Annotated in this window: 16 protein-coding genes; 10 read left to right on the top strand and 6 right to left on the bottom strand. The window is 70.3% G+C overall.

Features of this window, described 5'->3' with window-relative positions:
* Positions 1–15: 15 nt before the first annotated feature.
* Positions 16–1,020 (top strand): Ku protein, encoded by a 1,005-nt coding sequence (locus OF819_RS19530; protein ID WP_267244871.1) that lies wholly within the window; start codon positions 16–18, stop codon positions 1,018–1,020.
* A 90-nt stretch (positions 1,021–1,110) separates the two neighbouring features.
* Complete coding sequence (gene phzG, locus OF819_RS19535; RefSeq protein ID WP_267244872.1) at positions 1,111–1,776, top strand: phenazine biosynthesis FMN-dependent oxidase PhzG; 666 nt, start codon at positions 1,111–1,113, stop codon at positions 1,774–1,776.
* 22 nt (positions 1,777–1,798) lie between these two features.
* On the opposite strand, the gene OF819_RS19540 is transcribed toward phzG, so the two are convergent.
* From OF819_RS19540 to OF819_RS19565, 6 genes are all read right to left on the bottom strand, one after another.
* On the bottom strand, positions 1,799–2,266 hold the full coding sequence (locus OF819_RS19540; protein WP_267244873.1) for a hypothetical protein: 468 nt from the start codon (positions 2,264–2,266) through the stop codon (positions 1,799–1,801).
* A 58-nt stretch (positions 2,267–2,324) separates the two neighbouring features.
* Positions 2,325–3,437, bottom strand: a complete 1,113-nt coding sequence (locus OF819_RS19545) for a M14 family metallopeptidase (RefSeq protein ID WP_267244874.1) — start codon at positions 3,435–3,437, stop codon at positions 2,325–2,327.
* Between the two features lie 79 nt (positions 3,438–3,516).
* Positions 3,517–4,290, bottom strand: a complete 774-nt coding sequence (locus tag OF819_RS19550; protein ID WP_267244875.1) for a hypothetical protein — start codon at positions 4,288–4,290, stop codon at positions 3,517–3,519.
* Between the two features lie 12 nt (positions 4,291–4,302).
* Complete coding sequence (locus OF819_RS19555) at positions 4,303–5,031, bottom strand: hypothetical protein (protein WP_267244876.1); 729 nt, start codon at positions 5,029–5,031, stop codon at positions 4,303–4,305.
* 158 nt (positions 5,032–5,189) lie between these two features.
* Positions 5,190–6,293: a hypothetical protein gene (locus tag OF819_RS19560; protein WP_267244877.1), complete on the bottom strand. Its 1,104-nt coding sequence runs from the start codon at positions 6,291–6,293 to the stop codon at positions 5,190–5,192.
* Positions 6,294–6,533: 240 nt separating this feature from the next.
* Positions 6,534–7,622, bottom strand: a complete 1,089-nt coding sequence (locus OF819_RS19565; RefSeq protein ID WP_267244878.1) for a hypothetical protein — start codon at positions 7,620–7,622, stop codon at positions 6,534–6,536.
* Positions 7,623–7,883: 261 nt separating this feature from the next.
* Between OF819_RS19565 and OF819_RS19570 the strand changes: the two genes are divergently transcribed.
* From OF819_RS19570 to OF819_RS19605, 8 genes are all read left to right on the top strand, one after another.
* Entirely contained in the window at positions 7,884–9,296 is a 1,413-nt protein-coding gene (locus OF819_RS19570) for an MFS transporter (RefSeq protein WP_267244879.1), read from the top strand.
* Between the two features lie 114 nt (positions 9,297–9,410).
* Positions 9,411–10,649: an ATP-grasp domain-containing protein gene (locus tag OF819_RS19575; protein WP_267244880.1), complete on the top strand. Its 1,239-nt coding sequence runs from the start codon at positions 9,411–9,413 to the stop codon at positions 10,647–10,649.
* Between the two features lie 270 nt (positions 10,650–10,919).
* Positions 10,920–12,230 carry a hydroxyacid-oxoacid transhydrogenase gene (locus OF819_RS19580; RefSeq protein WP_267244881.1) on the top strand — a complete coding sequence of 437 codons (1,311 nt, stop codon included), beginning with the start codon at positions 10,920–10,922 and terminating at the stop codon, positions 12,228–12,230.
* Between the two features lie 219 nt (positions 12,231–12,449).
* On the top strand, positions 12,450–13,919 hold the full coding sequence (locus tag OF819_RS19585; protein WP_267244882.1) for an aldehyde dehydrogenase family protein: 1,470 nt from the start codon (positions 12,450–12,452) through the stop codon (positions 13,917–13,919).
* Positions 13,916–14,494 (top strand): response regulator transcription factor, encoded by a 579-nt coding sequence (locus OF819_RS19590; RefSeq protein ID WP_267244883.1) that lies wholly within the window; start codon positions 13,916–13,918, stop codon positions 14,492–14,494. Before OF819_RS19585 ends, OF819_RS19590 begins: the two co-directional genes overlap by 4 nt.
* 87 nt (positions 14,495–14,581) lie before the next feature.
* Positions 14,582–15,544 carry a GlxA family transcriptional regulator gene (locus OF819_RS19595; RefSeq protein ID WP_267244884.1) on the top strand — a complete coding sequence of 321 codons (963 nt, stop codon included), beginning with the start codon at positions 14,582–14,584 and terminating at the stop codon, positions 15,542–15,544.
* A gap of 57 nt (positions 15,545–15,601) precedes the next feature.
* Entirely contained in the window at positions 15,602–16,678 is a 1,077-nt protein-coding gene (locus OF819_RS19600; RefSeq protein ID WP_267244885.1) for an aspartate-semialdehyde dehydrogenase, read from the top strand.
* A complete protein-coding gene (locus OF819_RS19605) occupies positions 16,666–17,931 on the top strand; it encodes a hypothetical protein (RefSeq protein WP_267244886.1) in 1,266 nt (421 codons plus the stop codon). The genes OF819_RS19600 and OF819_RS19605 overlap by 13 nt, the downstream gene beginning before the upstream one ends.
* The last annotated feature ends 137 nt before the right edge of the window (positions 17,932–18,068 follow it).

The raw sequence follows: 18,068 nt of genomic DNA on the forward strand, positions 1-18,068 counted from the left end.
TGGAAGGGATGAAACGTGCGATCCATTTGGAACGGCGCGATTTCCTTCGGCCTGGTCAGCATCCCGATCAAGCTGGTGAACGCCACCGAGAGCCACTCCATCGCCTTCCGTCAGATCCATACGGCCGACGGCGGCCGGATCCGCTACCGCAAGGTATGCGAGCTCGACGGCAAGGAGCTCACCGCCGCCGAGATCGGCAAGGGGTACGAGGACGCCGACGGCACGATCATCCCCATCACGGACGAGGATCTGGCCTCCCTGCCGCTGCCGACGGCCAAGACGATCGAGATCGTCGCCTTTGTCCCGGCCTCGGAGATCGACCCGCTCCAGCTGGACGCGGCGTACTACCTCTCGGCCAACGGCGTGCCCGCGGCCAAGCCGTACACCCTGCTGCGTGAGGCGCTCAAGCGCAGCCAGAAGGTCGCGGTGGCCAAGTACGCCCTGCGCGGGCGGGAGCGGCTGGGCATGCTGCGCGTGGTCGACGACGTCATCGCCATGCACGGCCTGCTCTGGCCGGATGAGATCCGGCAGCCGGTGGGCGTCGCGCCGGAGACCGAGGTGACCGTGCGGGAGGCCGAACTCGACCTGGCCGACGCCCTGATGGACACGCTCGGCGACGTCGACCTCGACTCGCTGCACGACGACTACCGGGAAGCCGTCGAGGCGATGATCGCGGCCAAGACAGAGGGCGGCGAGGTGGCCCCGGAGGCCGCCCCCGCCGAGCCGGGCGGCAAGGTCATCGATCTGATGGCGGCGCTGGAGGGCAGTGTGAGGGCGGCGAAGGAGGCGCGGGGCGAGGAGGCGGAGGTCACCCCGATCGGCTCGCGCAGGAAGGCCGCGGCGAAGAAGCCCGCCGCCAGGAAGACGGCAGCAGCCAAGACGACCCCTGCCAGGACAAGCGCCGCCAAGAAGTCGGCAGCGGGGAAGACGGCCGCCAAGGAGGCCGCCGCGAAGAAGACCGCTGCCAAGAAGGCCCCCGCGAAGAAGACTGCCCAGCGGTCGCGGAAGCGCAGCGCATAGCCCGGCACACACCGCGGCACACACCGCGGCGGCGCATCACTCCACGTGCTCTCGACCGGGCTGCACCCGCCGCCTGGTACGCCAGAAGCCATGCGTACCGAAGGGAGCCCCGTGACCGCGGACACCAGCCGATTCGAGTCCCTCAGCGGCGAGACCGACCTCCCCTTCCCCGAGTACGACAGTCCTCCGCCCGACCCCATGGACCTCTTCCGCGGCTGGCTCGCCGAAGCCACGGCACGCGGCGTGCGCGAACCCCTGTCCACGGCGCTGTCCACCGCCGACGCCCGCGGCCGTGCCTCGTCCCGGATCGTCACGATCACAGAAGTACGGCCCCGAGGGCTGGTGTTCACCACCCACACCACCAGCCGCAAGGCCGGCGAGCTGGCCGCAACCGGCTGGGCGTCCGCGCTGCTCTACTGGCGGGAGACGGGACAGCAGATCGCCCTGGCAGGACCCACGGCGGAGCTGCCCGCCGCCGAGTCGGAGGCCCTGTGGACGGCCCGCCCCACCCCGCTGCACCCCATGTCCACGGCCTCCCGCCAGTCCGAACCGCTCACCGACCCCGCCGCCCTGCGCGCCGAGGCCCACCGCCTCGCCGCACCGGCCACCCCCCTCCCGCGCCCCCACCGCTTCGCGGGCTACCTCCTCACCCCCGAGACCGCCGAATTCTGGTGCGCGGCCTCCGACCGCCTCCACCGCCGCCTGAGGTACACACGCCGCGACGGCGTCTGGCGGGTGGAGCGGCTGCAGCCCTGAGCCCTCCGGCGGGGGTGCCGGGTCACCGGACATCGCGGGAGGCCACCGAGACGAAGCGCTCCACGGCCTCCCTGGCCTCGTCGCCGCTGTCGCGCACCCGCGTCCTGCCGGAGGCCTCATGCATGCCGGACGCCGCGTCGAGAGCGGCGCGAGCGGCCTCTGCCACGGCGGTGGAGCCGGCTATCAGACGCACCCGGAACATCGCGTGCTGCGCGGCCCCCTTGAGCCGGTACGACTCCCGCCGTGCCTCCCCGGCGGCAGGGCCCTCCGGGTCCTCGTCCGTGCGGTGCCACCGGTCGTACTGGCTGCGCCGGTACTCGGTCACGGCCCCGGCGAAGTCGCTGTAGACGGCCATCCGCTCCGCCCGCAACTGCTGCCGATGGGCGAAACCCTCGTTCCGCGCCGCCGTCTTCCGCTGGAAGAGATACGCCACCGTAGAGCCCAGCACCGTGCCGAAGACGGCGATGAGAGCCGAGAGAGCACCATCCATGGGGGTCAGCACACCACATCGCGAGTGCGGGCCGGCGGCGGCCGGCCGTCGACGAGTGCTACGCGCGGTCCGCCGCGTCCGCCGCGAGGCCGGTGAGCGCTTGGGTGAAGACTTCGCGGGCGCGCCGGAACACGCTGGTGCGCCACTCTTCGTCGTCCGCCGGGCTGAAGGCCGCGCGGATCAGCGTCTTGAGGTCCGACCGTGCGGCGTCCGCCGGTTCGCGGTGCAGATGGAGCCAGTTGTCCGCGCACAGCGCGAGCAGCACCTCCGGGCCAGGACGGGTGCCGAACTCCAGGGTGATGGCGGTGAGCCGGCGGTCGCGGGCGAGGCCGTCGGCGACCGCCGTCGCCGTGTTGCCGACGATCGGGGTGGAGGAGGAGGTGCCCTTCTCCGACGCGGTGAGCGCGTCCCCGTACCAGCGGCGGGCCCGCCGGTAGGCGTCGGCGTCCCGGCCGCCGCGGAAGATCGGTTCGCCGAGGCCGCGTTCGCCGAGGCCGGTGTGGAGGTCGATATAGCCGATGTGCGCCGCGCCGGATCCCTCGATCTGGTCGGCGACGATCGTTCGGAAGACCCGCTGTGACCAGCAGGGCCCGCGTCCGCCGTAGAACAGGCCGTCGGGATGGCGGTACTGGCCGCGGGTCACGGCTTCCTGAAGCGTCTGCGGGCCGAGCCGGTCGCGGAGCCGGGTCAGGGCCCCGGCCACGTCGGCCGCGTGGAAGGCGTCGTCGCCCTGCGGGGTGAGGGCGGAGTGCACCAGGTCGTACGGGTCGTTGTGCGGCGGGCGGTTGTGGTCGACGAAGTTGCGGTTGAGGTCGATGTTGTCCTCGTTGACGCGCCTCAGATAGGCGAAGCCGTACGGGTTGAGCGCATGGACCAGCAGCACGCCGGCGCCCCGGGCCGCCGCCGACTGTGCCATGCCCTCGCCCAGCAGGATGCGGGTCTGGCAGGCCGAGCCGCAGAACCCCTCGATGCCGTGTGTGCCCGAGACCGTCACCAGCAGCGTCGCCGGGGCGGCGGGCCCGAGGTACGCCGTGTCGACACGGAGTTCGCCGCCGTCCGGGCCGCGGCGCCCGGGCAGCGGAAACGTGCGCAGCCGGGCGCCCGCGGAGTCGGCGGCGTGCAGGAACTCCTTGCGTGCCTGGGCGTAGTCAAAGGGAAATGCGTAGGCCATCGCGGTCTCTCGCTTCCTGGGCCAGGGCCGGAGGCAGGGCCAGAGTCAGGGCCGGGGGCCGTCGGCAGGAATGGGTCTGTCAGACGCGCCCCGAGGGGAGCGGCACGCCCAGGGCGGAGAGGATCGAGTCCGCACCGGCCCGGGTGGGGACGTGCAGCAGGCACAGCACCCTGTCGCCCGGAGCCGCGTTCGCCGCGAAGTAGGCGTTCGCCTCGGGCGCGTAACTCATGGGCCGTTCCCGGTACAGGTCCACCGGCCGTCCTATGCCGCGCAGGACGCCCCGTACCGGGTCGAAGGGCGCGCCGGGAGCGAGCGCGCCGGCGACTTCCGCCGCGAGCGGGGCCGCACCGGAGCCGGGCCGCCCCGCGAGGTCCGGATACAGGGTGATGTCGGGGTGCCCGCTGAAGGCCGCCATCGCGCAGTGCACCACGGGGTTGTACGTCTTGAGCGCGATGACCTCGGGGAACGGGCGGCCGTCGGCCAGCAGCCGGGCGAAGTGGGCGGACCAGCTCTCGCCGAAGACCGAACCGTGGCGGTACGCGTCCCCCACGAACTGCACCATGACATGCAGACACCGCCGTCCCGACGGAAGCTCCGCCCATCGGGACGTCAGCAGGGAGACGGCGCGGTCCCGCTCCCGGTCCACCCCGACGACGATGTACTCCGCCTCGGCGAGCATGTCGCGCCGGAGGGCGAACAGCTCCCGCATCCGCAGGCCCGGCATGGTCTTCACCAGGCCGTCGACGATCCAAGTCCCGGTCCCGGACGGCAGCTCCCGGCCGGGCGGCAGCGCCAGCACCTCGGCGCTTCTGCGTCCGTCCGGCCGGGGCGTCCGGTGCCCGGTCTTCCGCACCGCGCCGCCCTCTCAGACGTCCGCCGAGCTGGGCAGCGGTATCTGCGGGTCCGTCTTGCCGAGCACCGTCAGCTGGTGCAGCTCCACGAAGTAGAGCTTCCACAGCCAGTAGATGTGGTTCAGATGCTCGACGACCTTCTTCTCGTCCTCCTCGCCGGAGATCAGCGTGGCCATCACCCGCCACACGAAGTCGTCGTGATCGTCGTCGAGGTCGGTGTTGACATGGGCCCTGGCGCCCTTCACATGCTCCCGGCCGAGGACGTTCTCCAGGTTGTCCAGCCAGTCCGGCTGCGTACGGGTCGTCACATACTCGACGAAGTACACACTGGTGATCAGCGCCAGCGGGCTGTCCTCGAACTCCATGCCGTACTGGAGATAGCCGGTCAGGAGCTTGGTGGACAGCAGCGGCTCCGTGGAGTAGATCTCCTCCTTGCTGACGCCGACCTTCGCGAGGTCGGCGGCGAACAGCCGGTCGTGCAGCATCTCGTCGTCGGTGTAGTGCGCCCATGCCTTCGCCTGGACGGGGTCGACCTTGGTGAAGTACTTGATGGCGAGCGCGTCGACGGTCCGCTTGCGGCGCAGACGCAGGATGGTCTCGATGTTGTGCCGCTTGTAGTACTCGAGGTTCAGCTCGGCCGCGTCCTTCTGGTGCCGGGCGAAGGGCACGGTCTCGTAGAAGTCCTTGATGAAGGAGTCGAGGATGGCGTCGACTCGCCGGCGCAGATCGGGGCTGGTCGTCATGGTCTGCTTCCCTCCTGGTGCAACCGATGGCTCGGGGGCTCGGGGCTCGGGGTTCGGTGCTCGGGGCTTGTGGCACGCGCACAGGGGCAGGGACGCGGCGCGTACGGGGCCGGGCGGCGCGTGCGGGGTGACGCGCGTACGGTTCGGGCGGCGTGTCGTCAGTGGCATCCGCAGCCGGCGCTGGAGACTCGCTGCATCCGGCCCCGCCGCACCGCCTTGCGGGCGCCCAGCACCGGGGAACCGTCCGCCGTCAGCAGCGAACTGCGCCGGCAGAGGAAGGCCAGGGCGAACCGTGTGGTCGGGGTGATCCCCAGCCCCAGGTTCACTGCTCCGGCCGGGCCTCCGTACACCTCGTTGGGGCCGCAGTTCGCCGGGATGACCTCCGTGGCGGCGTTGATGCCGAAGCCCAGCTCCCAGATGACGCGGTAGCGCGGATCGTCGTCGAGGAGCCGCTGCAGCGCCTGTGCTGCGGGCCGGCCCCCTGAGGTCTGCGGGGTGATCTGCTCGATGGCTCCGGCGGCCACCCGGAGGGTCACCGGGTGCGAGACGACGGCCGACAGCGCCTCGAAGAGCTTCTGCTGGCCGGCGGCGTCCGCGGGGTCAGCGTGGCGGTGCACGATCGGCCATCCGTGGAGCGTCAGCTCGCCGTTCAGCCCGATGAGCCGTGCGTCGGACCGGAAGGCGGTGATCTCGTTTGCCGTGACGCTGAGCTTGCCGGGCGGGAAGATCTGCTGCTCGCCCGGTTCCAGCGGCCCGGCCTGCTGGTTCCACACGCACTCGCTCGCGGTGTGGTCGAACTCCGCCTCGCTCCCGCTGGAGTCGTCGACGATCGTCAGCCGCTCGCTCGCCCCGACCCGCTCGAAGAAGTCGTCGGCCGTCCTGGCCTGGAGGCCGGCGTCGGTCTCGGCGGCGGACCGCAGGTAGTACCGCACATGCTCGATCGTGAGCGGGGTGGACCCGGCGGGCAGGACGGCCAGCTTGCGCTTGCCCAGCTGCTCCGGTGACGGGGAGTCGAGGAACCGGCCTGGGCAGACGGCCAGCACATGCGCGTCCGGCGGCACGCTCTGGGCGAGCAGTTCGCCCAGGCTCCGTCCGGCGGGCAGCGTCAGCCGCAGGGTGTCGGAGTAGCCGGAATGCCCGCCCGCCTCCGCGGGCAGGGCGAAGGCGTCGCCGCCGTCCTCACTTGTGATCAGACAGAAGGTCCCGGCCGGTTCGCCGAACTGGCCGAAAGAGGACGCGGTGAGTTCCAGCGGCGACGACACGACAGCACTCCTTGAGACGTCAGACGTGATGCACACTCGGCTCGGCTCTGCTCTGCTCTGCGACAGCACATGGCGGGAACCCCGCGGCAGGGCTTGTGCAGCGCCCTGCCGCGGGTCGGTGTGCTCAGCCCACTCAGCCGAGCAGCGTGCCCAGGTAGTTGCGGTTCTTCTGAACCTTGATCTTCTTCATGCCCTTCACCTCCTGTCGGCAGCGGTTTCTGTGCTCACCCCGGCGGCGGTTCACTGACCCTCAGCCGCTTGGTCAGCGGTGACGACCCTCTCCACCGTGGGGCGGTCCGGGTGTCCGATCAGCGCGAGCCCATTGCTGCTCAGGACGCGCGTGTCGGGCGAGATGATGTCCAGGTGGTACTGGGTGTACGGGGTGAGGCCGAGGCCGTAGTGCAGACAGCCCTCCGTGCCTCCGTACACCTCGTTCATGGCGTGGTTGCCGGGCAGGATGTCCAGCGAGGTGTTCAGCGCGTGGCCGATCTCCCAGACGATGCGGTAGCGGGAGTCGACGGCGAACATGTGCTCCAGCATTTCCACGGCCGGCGCGGCCCCCGCGTCCAGCGCCTCAAGGGCGGTGATCCTGCCGTCCACGACGGTCGCCTTGATCGCGTTGTCCTTCATCGCCCAGAGCCGGGAGTGCACACGGGCCTGGTCGGCACGGGAGAAGGACGGGGTCCCGTTGTGCAGGATCGGGTAGCCGCGGAGGGTGATCTCCCCTTCGAGCGGCAGCTTGAGCGCCTCGTCGAACTCCCGGATCTCCACGGGCAGCACGCTCACCTCGCCCGATGGCACGATCTGCTGGTCGCCCCAGTCCAGCGGCCCGGCCTGCTGGTTCCACACCAGGCCGTCGCGCAGATGGTCGAGGACCGCGCGGGTGCCGTGCACGGGATCGACGTACGCGAGGTGTTCCGACTCCTCCGCGATCTCGAAGAACGTATCGCAGAACGCCTCTTGTTCGGCGGCCGAGGTCCGCTCCATCACCCCGAGGAAATGCCGGATCTCTTCGAGTGATGTGGGGGTCGAATTGCACGCCATCCCCATGATTTTCCGCTGCCCGACCAGTGCGGGGTCGGGTGATTCAAAGAATCGGTACGGAGAGATGACCAGAACGTGCGACGGTTCCGGGATGTTCTTCTCGAGCAGATCCTCGAAGCGGTCTCCGGTACCCATGGGAATCGTGAGAAAACGATCGTAGGAGGCGGTCTTCACCACCTCGATCCCGTCGACCAGCTCGGGATTTGTGACCAGACAGAATGTACTGCCAGTGGCCTCGCCAAACTGGCTGAAGCGTCCGGGGTCGATGGAAATCTGTACCGACATGTTCACTCCCGTCATGGCCTTTTACGGCCGGGCCTCGCCGTGGGAATCACTCTGGCTTCCGGGAGTTGTTCCGCACCATAGGACGATGGTCCCCTCCGGAAAGTCTGGGCCCATGGACTCAGATTTCCGCAGGGAAGGACGGGGGAGGGCGAGGGAGGAGCGGCGACGGCGCGCCCATGCGCCGTACGCATGGCAGTAATTCGTGGTTCCCGGTCGGTCTTGCCACTGTTGTGTCCGCGATCTCCATCGCAGAGTGACCGTATGGCGAGTAGCGATACGTCCACCACGTCGGGAGACGCAGGAGATGCTTCAGACGCGACACAGGGCACGAAGGCCGCTCATGCCGGAGTGAAGCAGGTCTGGCGCGAGGCGCCGACAGCCGTCAAGTCCCTGCTGGTCGGCACGGCCGTGAACAGGCTCGGCGGGTTCGTCCAGGTCTTCATGGTGCTGTATATGACCCAGCGCGGCTTCACCGCGGCGCAGGCCGGCGGCGCGCTCGGCGTATACGGCGCGGGGACGGTCCTGGGTGTGCTGACGGGCGGCTGGATGTCCGACCGGGTCGGCCCGCGGCTGACCATCATGTCGACCCTGGTGACCTCGGCGCTGCTGCTGCCGACCGTGCTCTACCTGGACAGTTATCTGGCCATCCTCGCGGTCATCGGCGTCGGCGGGGCGCTCAGCCAGGCGTACCGTCCGGCGTCCACCAGCATGATCAGCCAGCTCGTTCCCGCGGAACGCCAAGTCATGATCTTCGCTATGGTGCGGCTGGCGATCAATCTGGGCACCACGGCGGCTCCGCTCCTGGGCGCGGCCCTGGTCCAGGTGTCCTGGGACTTCCTCTTCTGGGGCGAGTCCCTCGCGATCCTGGCGTTCGCGGCCGTGGCCGCCGCCACCCTGCCCCACGGACACCGCTCCGGCGAAGACGAGCAGGCCGAGCGAGCCGACCGGGCCGATGTGTCCGCAGGCGACCCGGGCGGCGCGGTCCGCACTCCGGAAGGGGCGGCCAAGGCACGCAAGGCCAGCTATCTGACCGTGCTGGCGGACCGCCGCTATCTGCTGTTCCTGGTGGCGATGTTCGCCAGCTCCATGATCTACATCCAGTATGTGTCGACCCTGCCGCTGACGGTCCGCCACCTGGGCATGAGCACCACGGTGTACGCCGTCCTGGTCGCGCTGAACGGCTTTCTCGTCATCACCTGCGAGCTGCTGGTGGCGAAGGTGGTGCAGCGCTGGCCCGCCCGGATCGCGGTCGTCGCGGGCGTGGCGCTGACCGGCGTCGGAATGAGTCTGTACGCCCTGCCGCTGGGCCTGGCCGCGCTGGTGATCGCCACACTGGTCTGGTCGCTCGGCGAGATCGTCGGCTATCCCACCCTCTTCTTCGCCTACCCCGCCCAGGCGGGCCCGCCCCACCTGCGCGGCCGTTATCTGGGCGCGTCCAACTCGCTGTACGGGCTCGGCACGGCGCTGGGCCCCTTCGTCGGGGTCATGCTCTGGAACCGCTTCGAGGAAGGGCTGTGGCTGGGGTGCGGGGCCGTGGGCCTGCTCGCGGTGGCCGCCGCATGGTTCGGCGTACGCCCCCTTGAACCCGCGGACTCCAAGGACTCCAAGGACTCCAAGGACTCCAAGGAGTCCGCCGGCTCCGCGAGCCCCGCCGAAACGCCGGCCGAGAGATGAGGCGGCGTCATGCATCAGAGGCTGTCAGCGGTCATCAGCGGTCAGTAGTCAGCAGGCCCGCAGCCCTGCACACATACGTTCCGAGTGCCGTGGCACCACCAGAAGGGAACTGCCATGCAACGCCATGTGATCCTCGTCGACCCCTACTCCGGTGCGGCCGAGTACGCGAAGGCATTCCGGGCGCGGGGCATCGAGCCCGTCGCCGTGCTGAGCACACCGGCGCCGCTGGACTCCTACCGGCGCACCTGGGCGCCGGACACCTTCCTCCGTACTCACTTCTTCGACGGCGACTTCGGCGATCTCCTGGCCACGGTGAAGAGTTATGACCCCGTCGCCGTCGTCCCCGGCAACGAGTCCGCGGTCATGCTGGTGGACCGGCTGGTCGCGGAGCTGATGCCGGGCTCGGGCAATGTGCTCGAACTGTCAGAGGCGCGCCGGGACAAGTGGCCCATGGCCCGGGCCGTGGCGCAGGCAGGCATCCCCCATCTGCGGCAGATCGCCACCGCCGACCCCCGGGAGGTGGCGGCATGGATCGGCGACTGCGGCCTTGAGGGCCGTCCGCTCGTGCTCAAGCCCCGGCGCAGCGGAGGCACGGACGATGTGCACCTGGCTGCCGCGGGGGAGGACTGGCAGCCGTACTTCCACCGCCTCCTCGGCTCCGTCAACCGCTTCGACATCCGCAATGACACCGTGCTGGTGCAGGAGTTCGCGCAGGGAGCGGAGTACATCGTCGACACCTACTCGGTGGACGGCGCGTTCGGAGTGGTCTCCGTCTCCCGTTACAGCAAGTCGGCGAAGAACGACCGCATCGGGATCTATGACGCCCTCGACTATCTCCCGCCCGAGGACCCGGTCGCCCGCGAACTGAGCGCGTACACGCGGCGGGTGGCCGAGGCGGTCGGCGTGCGCAACGGCTGCACCCACACCGAGATCGTCCTCACGGACGACGGGCCGCGGCTGATCGAGATCGCCGCCAGGCTGGCCGGCAGCTGCCTCCAGTACTCGGCGAGGCTGGCCACGGGCGACTCCCAGATCGACCGCACGGTCCGGCACGTCCTGGACGGCTCCTTCACCCCGGGCTACGAGATCCTCCAGCCGGTCCGGGTGGTGTGGCTGTCGAGCCCCCGGGAGGGCATCCTGCGCAACGCCGAGGCGCTGAGGGCGGTGGAGGAGCTGGAGACGTTCCACCGGCTCGGCACCCCGTACGCCTCGGGTGATCTGGTGCCCTGCACGGAGGATCTCTTCACCAGTCTGGGGTGGGTGATCCTGGGCGGGCCCAGCCAGGAGGCGGTGGACGCCGATACGGCGCGGGTGAAGGAGATCGAGTCGCGGCTCAGCGTGGAGCGGGTCTAGCCGGTGACCCATGGGCCGTAGCCCGTAGCCCGCAGCCCGCAGCCCATAGGCCGTAGGTCCTTGACGACCGCATAGGACAACAGTCCTATGTCGGGGACGAAGCACCGTCAACTAGAGTCAATCCTCAGTCCGCCGCGGAATCCCGCCTGAACACCCGCACACCACCCACACCACGCACCCCGCGGCCTCGGACCCCGACACCCGCACCTTGATCGAACCTGTTGTTCCTGGTCGGATCGCTGAGTCCAACTGCGAGAGCGAGGGCAGACGGTGGAGCCGGTTGCGTTACTGGGCAACAACACGCCAGACCACGAGAAGATCATCGGCTGGCAGGCGCCACCGCTGAAGTTCGGCGTCGGCGCCACCCGGGAAATCGGCTATGAGCTGACCCGGGCCGGCATTCGCTCAGTGCTGCTGGTGACGGACCCCTCGCTGGCCGCTCTGGGACTCCCCTCCCGGGTGGCCAAATCCATCGAGCAGGCGGGGATCTCGGTATCCGTCTTCGACCGGTCCGCCGTCGAGCCCACCGACGCCAGCTGTGAACAGGCGGCCGCGGAACTGTCCTCCCTCGACGTGGATGGCTATATCGGCCTGGGCGGCGGCAGTTCGATCGACACGGCCAAGATGGTGAATCTCCTGCTCAGCCATCCCGGCCGCGGGGTGCGCGACTATCTGAACGCGCCGGTGGGCGCCGGCGCCCCCATACCCGGACCGCTGAAGCCGCTGGTGGCGGTGCCCACCACGGCCGGCAGCGGAAGCGAGTGCACCGCCATGGTGGCGCTCGGCGTCAGCGGACTGCGGGTGAAGACCGGGATCAGCGACAGTCGGCTCCTTCCCTCCCTGGCCGTAGTCGACCCCGCCAACACCCTCACGCTTCCCCCGGCCGTGACGGCGTCTTCGGGGTACGACGTCCTCACCCACGCCTGTGAGTCCTACACGGCACGCGCCTATGACCGCCGTCCGCCGTATCCCACGCCCGCGGACCGCCCGCTGTACGTCGGGGCCAACCCGATCAGCGACATCTGGGCGGAACAGGCGCTGCGGCTGGTCGGCCGGCACCTCAGACGCGCCGTGCTCAACCCGTACGACTTGGAGGCGCGTACGGGGATGAGCCAGGCGGCGTGCTTCGCCGGGATGGGCTTCGGCAACGCCGGCACCCATATCCCGCACGCCTGCGCGTATCCGATCGCCGGTCTGGTCCGCGACTACCGACCGGACGGCTACCCGGCCGGCCACGCGCTGGTCCCGCACGGCTCCGCCGTCGTGGCCACCGCGGCCGCCGCATTCGAGTTCACCTATCCGACCTCCCCGGAACGGCATTTACGCGCCGCGGAGTTGCTGGGAGCGAATCTCAACGGCATCACCATGGCCAATGGCGCGAATGTGCTCCCTGCCACCCTGTTGAGCATTGTGGCGGACACCAAAGGGCCCACTGGCCTGTCCCGCTTCGGCTATTCGCGCAAGGATCTCCCGGCGCTCGTCGAGGGCGCGCTCAAACAGCAGCGGCTGCTGGTGTGCTGTCCGAGGGACGTCGGCGCCCGCGATCTGGAGCGGATTCTGACCGATTCCATCACTGGCTGAGCAGCGCGCGTTGAGATTGGCTGAGCACTCAGCTCTGACTCCCCCAGGTCAGGCATCAAGGAGGCTGATGTCCTCGTGAGCGGATCCCATGCACCAGAAACAGCAGACACGCCATGCACGCCCTACACGCGATGCACGCCGTACACGCCAGACATTCGAGATTCACCAGGTTCACCAGAACCGCCGGATTCTCCTGGAACACCGGTCGCGGCTGAGTATGTGGCTTTCATCGACGGCAAGGGAGCCCCGGCCGACCGCTGGATCGATGTCCTCGACCCGGCCGACGCCCGGATCTTCGCCAGGGTGGCCCGGTGCGGCGCGGCGCATATCGCGGAGGCGGTGGGAGCTGCCCGGTCCGCGTACGAGACCGCCTGGCGGTTCACCGCACCCGCCGACCGGTCTCTCGTCTGCCGCCGCATCGCCGAAGGAGTGCGTTCCGCACGCGGCGAACTGGCCGCACTGGAGACCCGCGACACCGGAAAGCCGGTCAGCCAGTCGCTGACCGATGTCGACGTCGCCGCACGGTACTTCGACTTCTACGCCGGCGCGGTGGAGGCGCTCAGCGGTGAAACGTTCCTTCCCGCTGCGGACCTGCTGGCCTTCACCGTCCGCGAACCGTACGGAGTGTGCGGTCACATCATCCCGTGGAACTACCCCCTGCAGGTGGCCGCCAGAACCCTCGCACCAGCCCTGGCCGCCGGAAACTGCTGTGTGCTCAAACCGGCCGAGGACGCACCGCTGACCGCGCTCCGGCTGGCCGAGATCGCGCTCGCCGCGGGTCTTCCGGCGGGGGCGCTGAACGTCGTACCCGGATACGGGGAGGAGGCGGGTGCCGCGCTGACCGCCCATCCGGACGTCGACCATCTGGCCTTCACCGGGTCGCGCGAGGTCGGCGAAGCCGTGATGACCGCGGCGGCGCGGAACATCGTGCCGGTGACCCTGGAACTCGGCGGCAAGTCGCCGCACATCGTGCTGCCGGACTTCGACGCCGGGCGCGCGGTGCCGCTGATCGTCCGCTCGATCACCGAACACGCCGGGCAGAACTGCTCCGCGGGAAGCCGGCTGCTGGTCCATGAGTCGGTGCACGATGAACTGGTGGCGGCGCTGACGAAGGCGTTCGACGCCCTGCGGATCGGCCCCGGGGCCGGCGACCCCGATCTGGGCCCGCTGATCTCCGCGAAGCAGCGGGACCGGGTGCTCGGGTATCTGGAGGAGGCGCGGCGCGAATGCGCCGTGGTCACCGGCGGCGGTGTGCCCGAAGGCCGGGAGTACGCGGACGGCTTCTATGTGGAGCCCACCATTCTCGACCGGGTGACCCCCGCGCACCGGGTTTTCAACGAGGAGATATTCGGCCCCGTTCTCTGTGTATCGACCTTTGGGACCCTCGAAGAAGCGGTGCGACTCGCGGAGCACACGACGTATGGCCTCAGCGCCGGTGTGTGGACCTCCGATGTGGGTGCGGCCCACTGGCTGGCTCAGCGGTTGCGGGTGGGTCAGGTCTTCATCAACAACTACAGCGCGGCCGGCGGGGTGGAACTGCCGTTCGGCGGCTACAAGAACTCCGGCATCGGGGTGGAAAAGGGATTTGAGGCGCTGCGGGAATACACGCGGTGCAAGACGGTCGCGCTCCATACGGAACCTCGTCATTCAACGAGCTCGCCGTCAGCCGAGGGGGAGTCAACCCGATGAAGCGTGCTGAAACGACGCAGGTCGCCGAACTCGGCGACCGGGGTTTCTGTCAGTGGTGCGGCGGACCGGCCCAGCCCGCCGCGGCCTTTGCCGAAAATGTCGAACGCATCAATGTGGCGCTGAGCGCCGTGCAGAGCGCCCTGGACGCCCAGGAGCGGATGATCGAGTGCCTGCTGGGCGACGCGGTACCGGGCCGCCCGGATGAACCAGATGAACCGGCGCCCGCCGCCGAGCGGAGCCGTCAGCCGGTGGTCCCGGTGCTCGACTCGGGATGCCGGCAGGCGCTCGACCTTCTCACACCGCGCGAGCGCGAGGTGCTCATTCTGGTGGCGCAGGGAAAATCCAACCGTCAAGTGGCCAACGCTCTCGGCATATCAGAGAAGACCGTGAAGAATCACCTGTCCGCGCTCTTCTCAAAGATTGGAGCTGCCGACCGGACACAGGCCGTGGTATTCGGCATCCGCGGCGGCGTCGTCGAGATATGTGACGGCCCGGGCATCGTACTTCCCTTCAGCACACCGGAAGGGCGAGCCGAACCGCCAGGATCTCCAGGATCTCCAGGACCTTCTATATGAGGCATGTCCTAAGTGTGCGGCAGCCGGTGGCCGATGCACAGTGGATGGACTGTCGCCCTACAGCGAATCCCTGCCATATTGGGCCCCATGCTGAAGAACGTAGCCGCCGTGCTGCTCGACAACGTCCATCCCTTCGAGCTGGGCGTCGTGTGCGAAGTGTTCGGCATCGACCGCCGGGCCGAGGGCCTGCCCGCCTACGATTTCGTACTCGTCGCCGCGGAGTCCTCGTCGGTGCGCGCCGTACCCGGGTTCACCATCAGCACGCCGCACGGCCTCGACCGATTAGCGGAAGCCGACCTCATCACCATTCCGGTGGGGGACGACTTCCACACCAGGGACTTTCCCCCCGAGCTCCTGGAGGCCCTGCGCCAGGCCGTGGCACGGGGGGCCCGGGTGCTCAGCGTCTGCGTCGGCGCCTTCGTCCTCGGTGCGGCGGGCCTGCTCGACGGCCGCCGCTGCACCACCCACTGGCGGTACGCCGACGCCCTCGCGGAGCGCTACCCCAAGGCCTGTGTCGAACCGAGCGTGCTGTACGTCGACGAGGATCCGATCATCACCTCGGCCGGCACCTCCGCGGGCATCGACGCCTGCCTCCATCTGGTGCGCAAACTCCAGGGCAGCGAGGTCACCAACGCCATCGCACGCCGCATGGTGGTGCCCCCGCACCGGGACGGCGACCAGTCCCAGTACATCGAGCGGCCGGTGGCCGAGTACCGCGAGGACGGAATCCGCGACGTCATCGCCTGGATGGAACGCAACCTCGACCGGGAGCTGACGGTGGAGCTGCTCTCCGCCCGCGCGTGCATGTCGCCGCGCACCTTCGCCCGCCGCTTCCGGATGGAGACCGGCACCACGCCCTACCGCTGGCTGCTGGGGCAGCGTGTGCTCAGCGCCCAGCGGCTCCTGGAGAGGACGGACGAGACCGTGGAGACCGTCGCGGCCCGGACCGGCTTCCCCAACGCGGCCGCTCTGCGGCACCAGTTCGTGCGCTCGCTCAACACGACCCCCAACGCCTACCGGCGTGCGTTCCGGGGGCCTTCCCGCACCTGACACCGGGTGCGGTCGCCACCCATGGCGCGTACCGCGCCGCCCCACAGGAGGACATGCATGTTACGCATCGCGGTCGTCGGCGCCACCGGAGCCGTGGGCAGGGAGTGTCTGACCCTGCTCGACGACGGGATCGTGCCAGTCGGCCAGGTGGTGCCGGCCGCCTCCGCGCGCAGCGTCGGACGCGACCTGGCAGCCGAGTGGGGGCTGTCCCTGCCGCTGGCCCCCCTGACCGCAGTCGAGGACCTCGATCCGGACGCCGTCGACGTGGCCGTGCTGTGCGCGGGCGCGGAGGTCAGCAGGCGCGAGGCGGAGCGGCTGGCGGCGGGCGGCGTACTGGTCGTCGACAACAGCTCCGCGTTCCGGATGCGGCCCGGCGTCCCGCTCGTCGTCCCCCAGGTGAACCCCGGCGCACTGGCGGACCGCCCGGCGGGCAATCTGGTGTCCAACCCGAACTGCTCGACGATCCAGCTGGTCCGCGCACTGCACCCGCTGCATGAACTCGCCGGTCTGGAGAGCGTCGTGGTGGCGACCTACCAGGCCGCTTCCGGCGGCGGCGTGCGCGGACTGGCCGAACTGGCGGACGGCTCGGCGCGCGTGCTGGCCGACCCCGGCGCGCCCCCGGAGGAGGCAGGAGGCGAGGCCGGCGGGGAGGCCGGCGGCCGCTTCGGACAGCCGCTGCCCTTCAACCTCGTACCCGAGATCGGCCTGCAGGACGAGACCGGGCTCAGCCACGAAGAGCGCAAACTCGCCCGCGAGCCACGCAAGATACTCGGGCTGCCGGAACTGCCGGTCAGCGCGACGGCGGTGCGGGTCCCGGTCTTCCACTGCCACTCCGAAGCCGTCCACATCAGACTCCGCCGGCCGGTCACGGCGGAAGCGGTCGAGGACGCGCTGGCCGCGACGCCGGGCCTGCGGGTCTACCGCCGTACGCAGAGCCCCTCGTACCCCATGCCCCGCTCCGTCTTCGCCCGCGACGAGGACCGGGCGCTGGTCCACGTCGGCCGCATACGGGTCGAGCCCGAGGACCCGAGGGCGGCGGCGCTGTGGGTCGTGGCCGACAACCTCTGGGTGGGCGCGGCGCTGAACGCCCTCCAGATCGTCGAGCTGGCCGTCAAGCAGGGATGGCTCAGTTGACCGCGCGGGACGCCGGGCCGCCTCCCCTGGTGATGAAGTTCGGCGGATCGGCCTTCGCGGAACTCGACGGGTTCACCCGGGTGGCCCGGTACGCGGCGCGACGCCGCGCGGAGGAGGAGCGCCCGCTGGTCGTCGTCGTCAGCGCCATGTCCGGGACCACCGGCAGACTCCGCCGGCTCCTTGACTCACTGGCTCCCGATCCGCCCGCGGACGCCGCCGCCATGCTGCTGACCAGCGGCGAGACGGTGAGCGTCGCCCTCCTCGCGGCGGCGCTCGACGCCGAGGGCGTCCCCGCCCGCCCGCTGGCGGCGACGGACACCGGGCTGCTCGCCGACCGGCTGTCCGACCGGGCACGTCTGCACCGCGCCGACCCCGGGCCGCTGCGCTCCGCCCTCTACGGCCTCGGCGGCGACGGCGGCCCCGACGGCGAGGGCGGCCCCGGCGGCGAGGGCGGCAGCCGGGTCGTGGTCGTACCGGGCGGACAGGCGGCCGACCCGGCCGGACGCACCGTCATGCTCGGCCGCAACAGCTCGGACCTCTCGGCGGTCGCCCTCGCGGGCGCGCTGGACGCCGCCGTGTGCGAGCTCTACTCCGACGTGCCCGGAGTGTGCACCGCCGACCCCTATCTGGTGCCGGACGCACGGACCCTCGACCGGATCGGCTACACGGGCCTGCGGCGGATGTCCCGCCACGGCGCGAAGGTCGTCCACGACAGCGCCGTCGACTGGGCCGAACGCACGGGCGTCCGGCTCCACTGCCGCCCCTTCCCCTGGACCGCGGGCCCGGACGCCGGAACCCTCGTGGCCCCGGACGGCCCGTCCGCGGCAGCGGTGATCGTGCACCAGACGGACGAGGTCTGGCGCTTTCGCACCCCCGCCGAGCGACGCCGCGCCGCCGAGGACCTCCACGCCCGCGAGCTGCGGACGATCCCGGTCGACACCAGAAGCGGCGCATATCTGGTGACCCCGCGCGAAGCCAACCCATCCCGGGGCCCCCTGGCCGCGGCCCGCCTCCACGACGACCTGTGCCTGATCACCACCCTCCGCGAGGACGGCGCGGCCGACCGCATCCTCGTCCGCCGCGCCGACGCCGAGCGGGAGGCCCGCCGCTGCCACGACCTGCTGTACCCCCCGGAGCACCGCCCCTCGACGCGCACCGTGCCCCGCACGAAGCCCCGCTCTCCCCACAGCTCGGTCCTGGTCGCCGACCCGGCCGCGTCGCCGTCGCCGCTGCCGCCCGACGCTCCGATGTGACGGGCTGATGGGACCTCAGCCCCCCCGGATGCTGAGACGCGATGCTGCGTCAGATGCTGGATTCCCCTACCCTTTGTGCCTTCGGACAGCATCGGCAGGCTGAGGGGGGACCGATGCCCGGGGGGGAACTGTCATGG

Source organism: Streptomyces sp. PR69, from assembly GCF_026420845.1.
Lineage (GTDB): Bacteria > Actinomycetota > Actinomycetes > Streptomycetales > Streptomycetaceae > Streptomyces.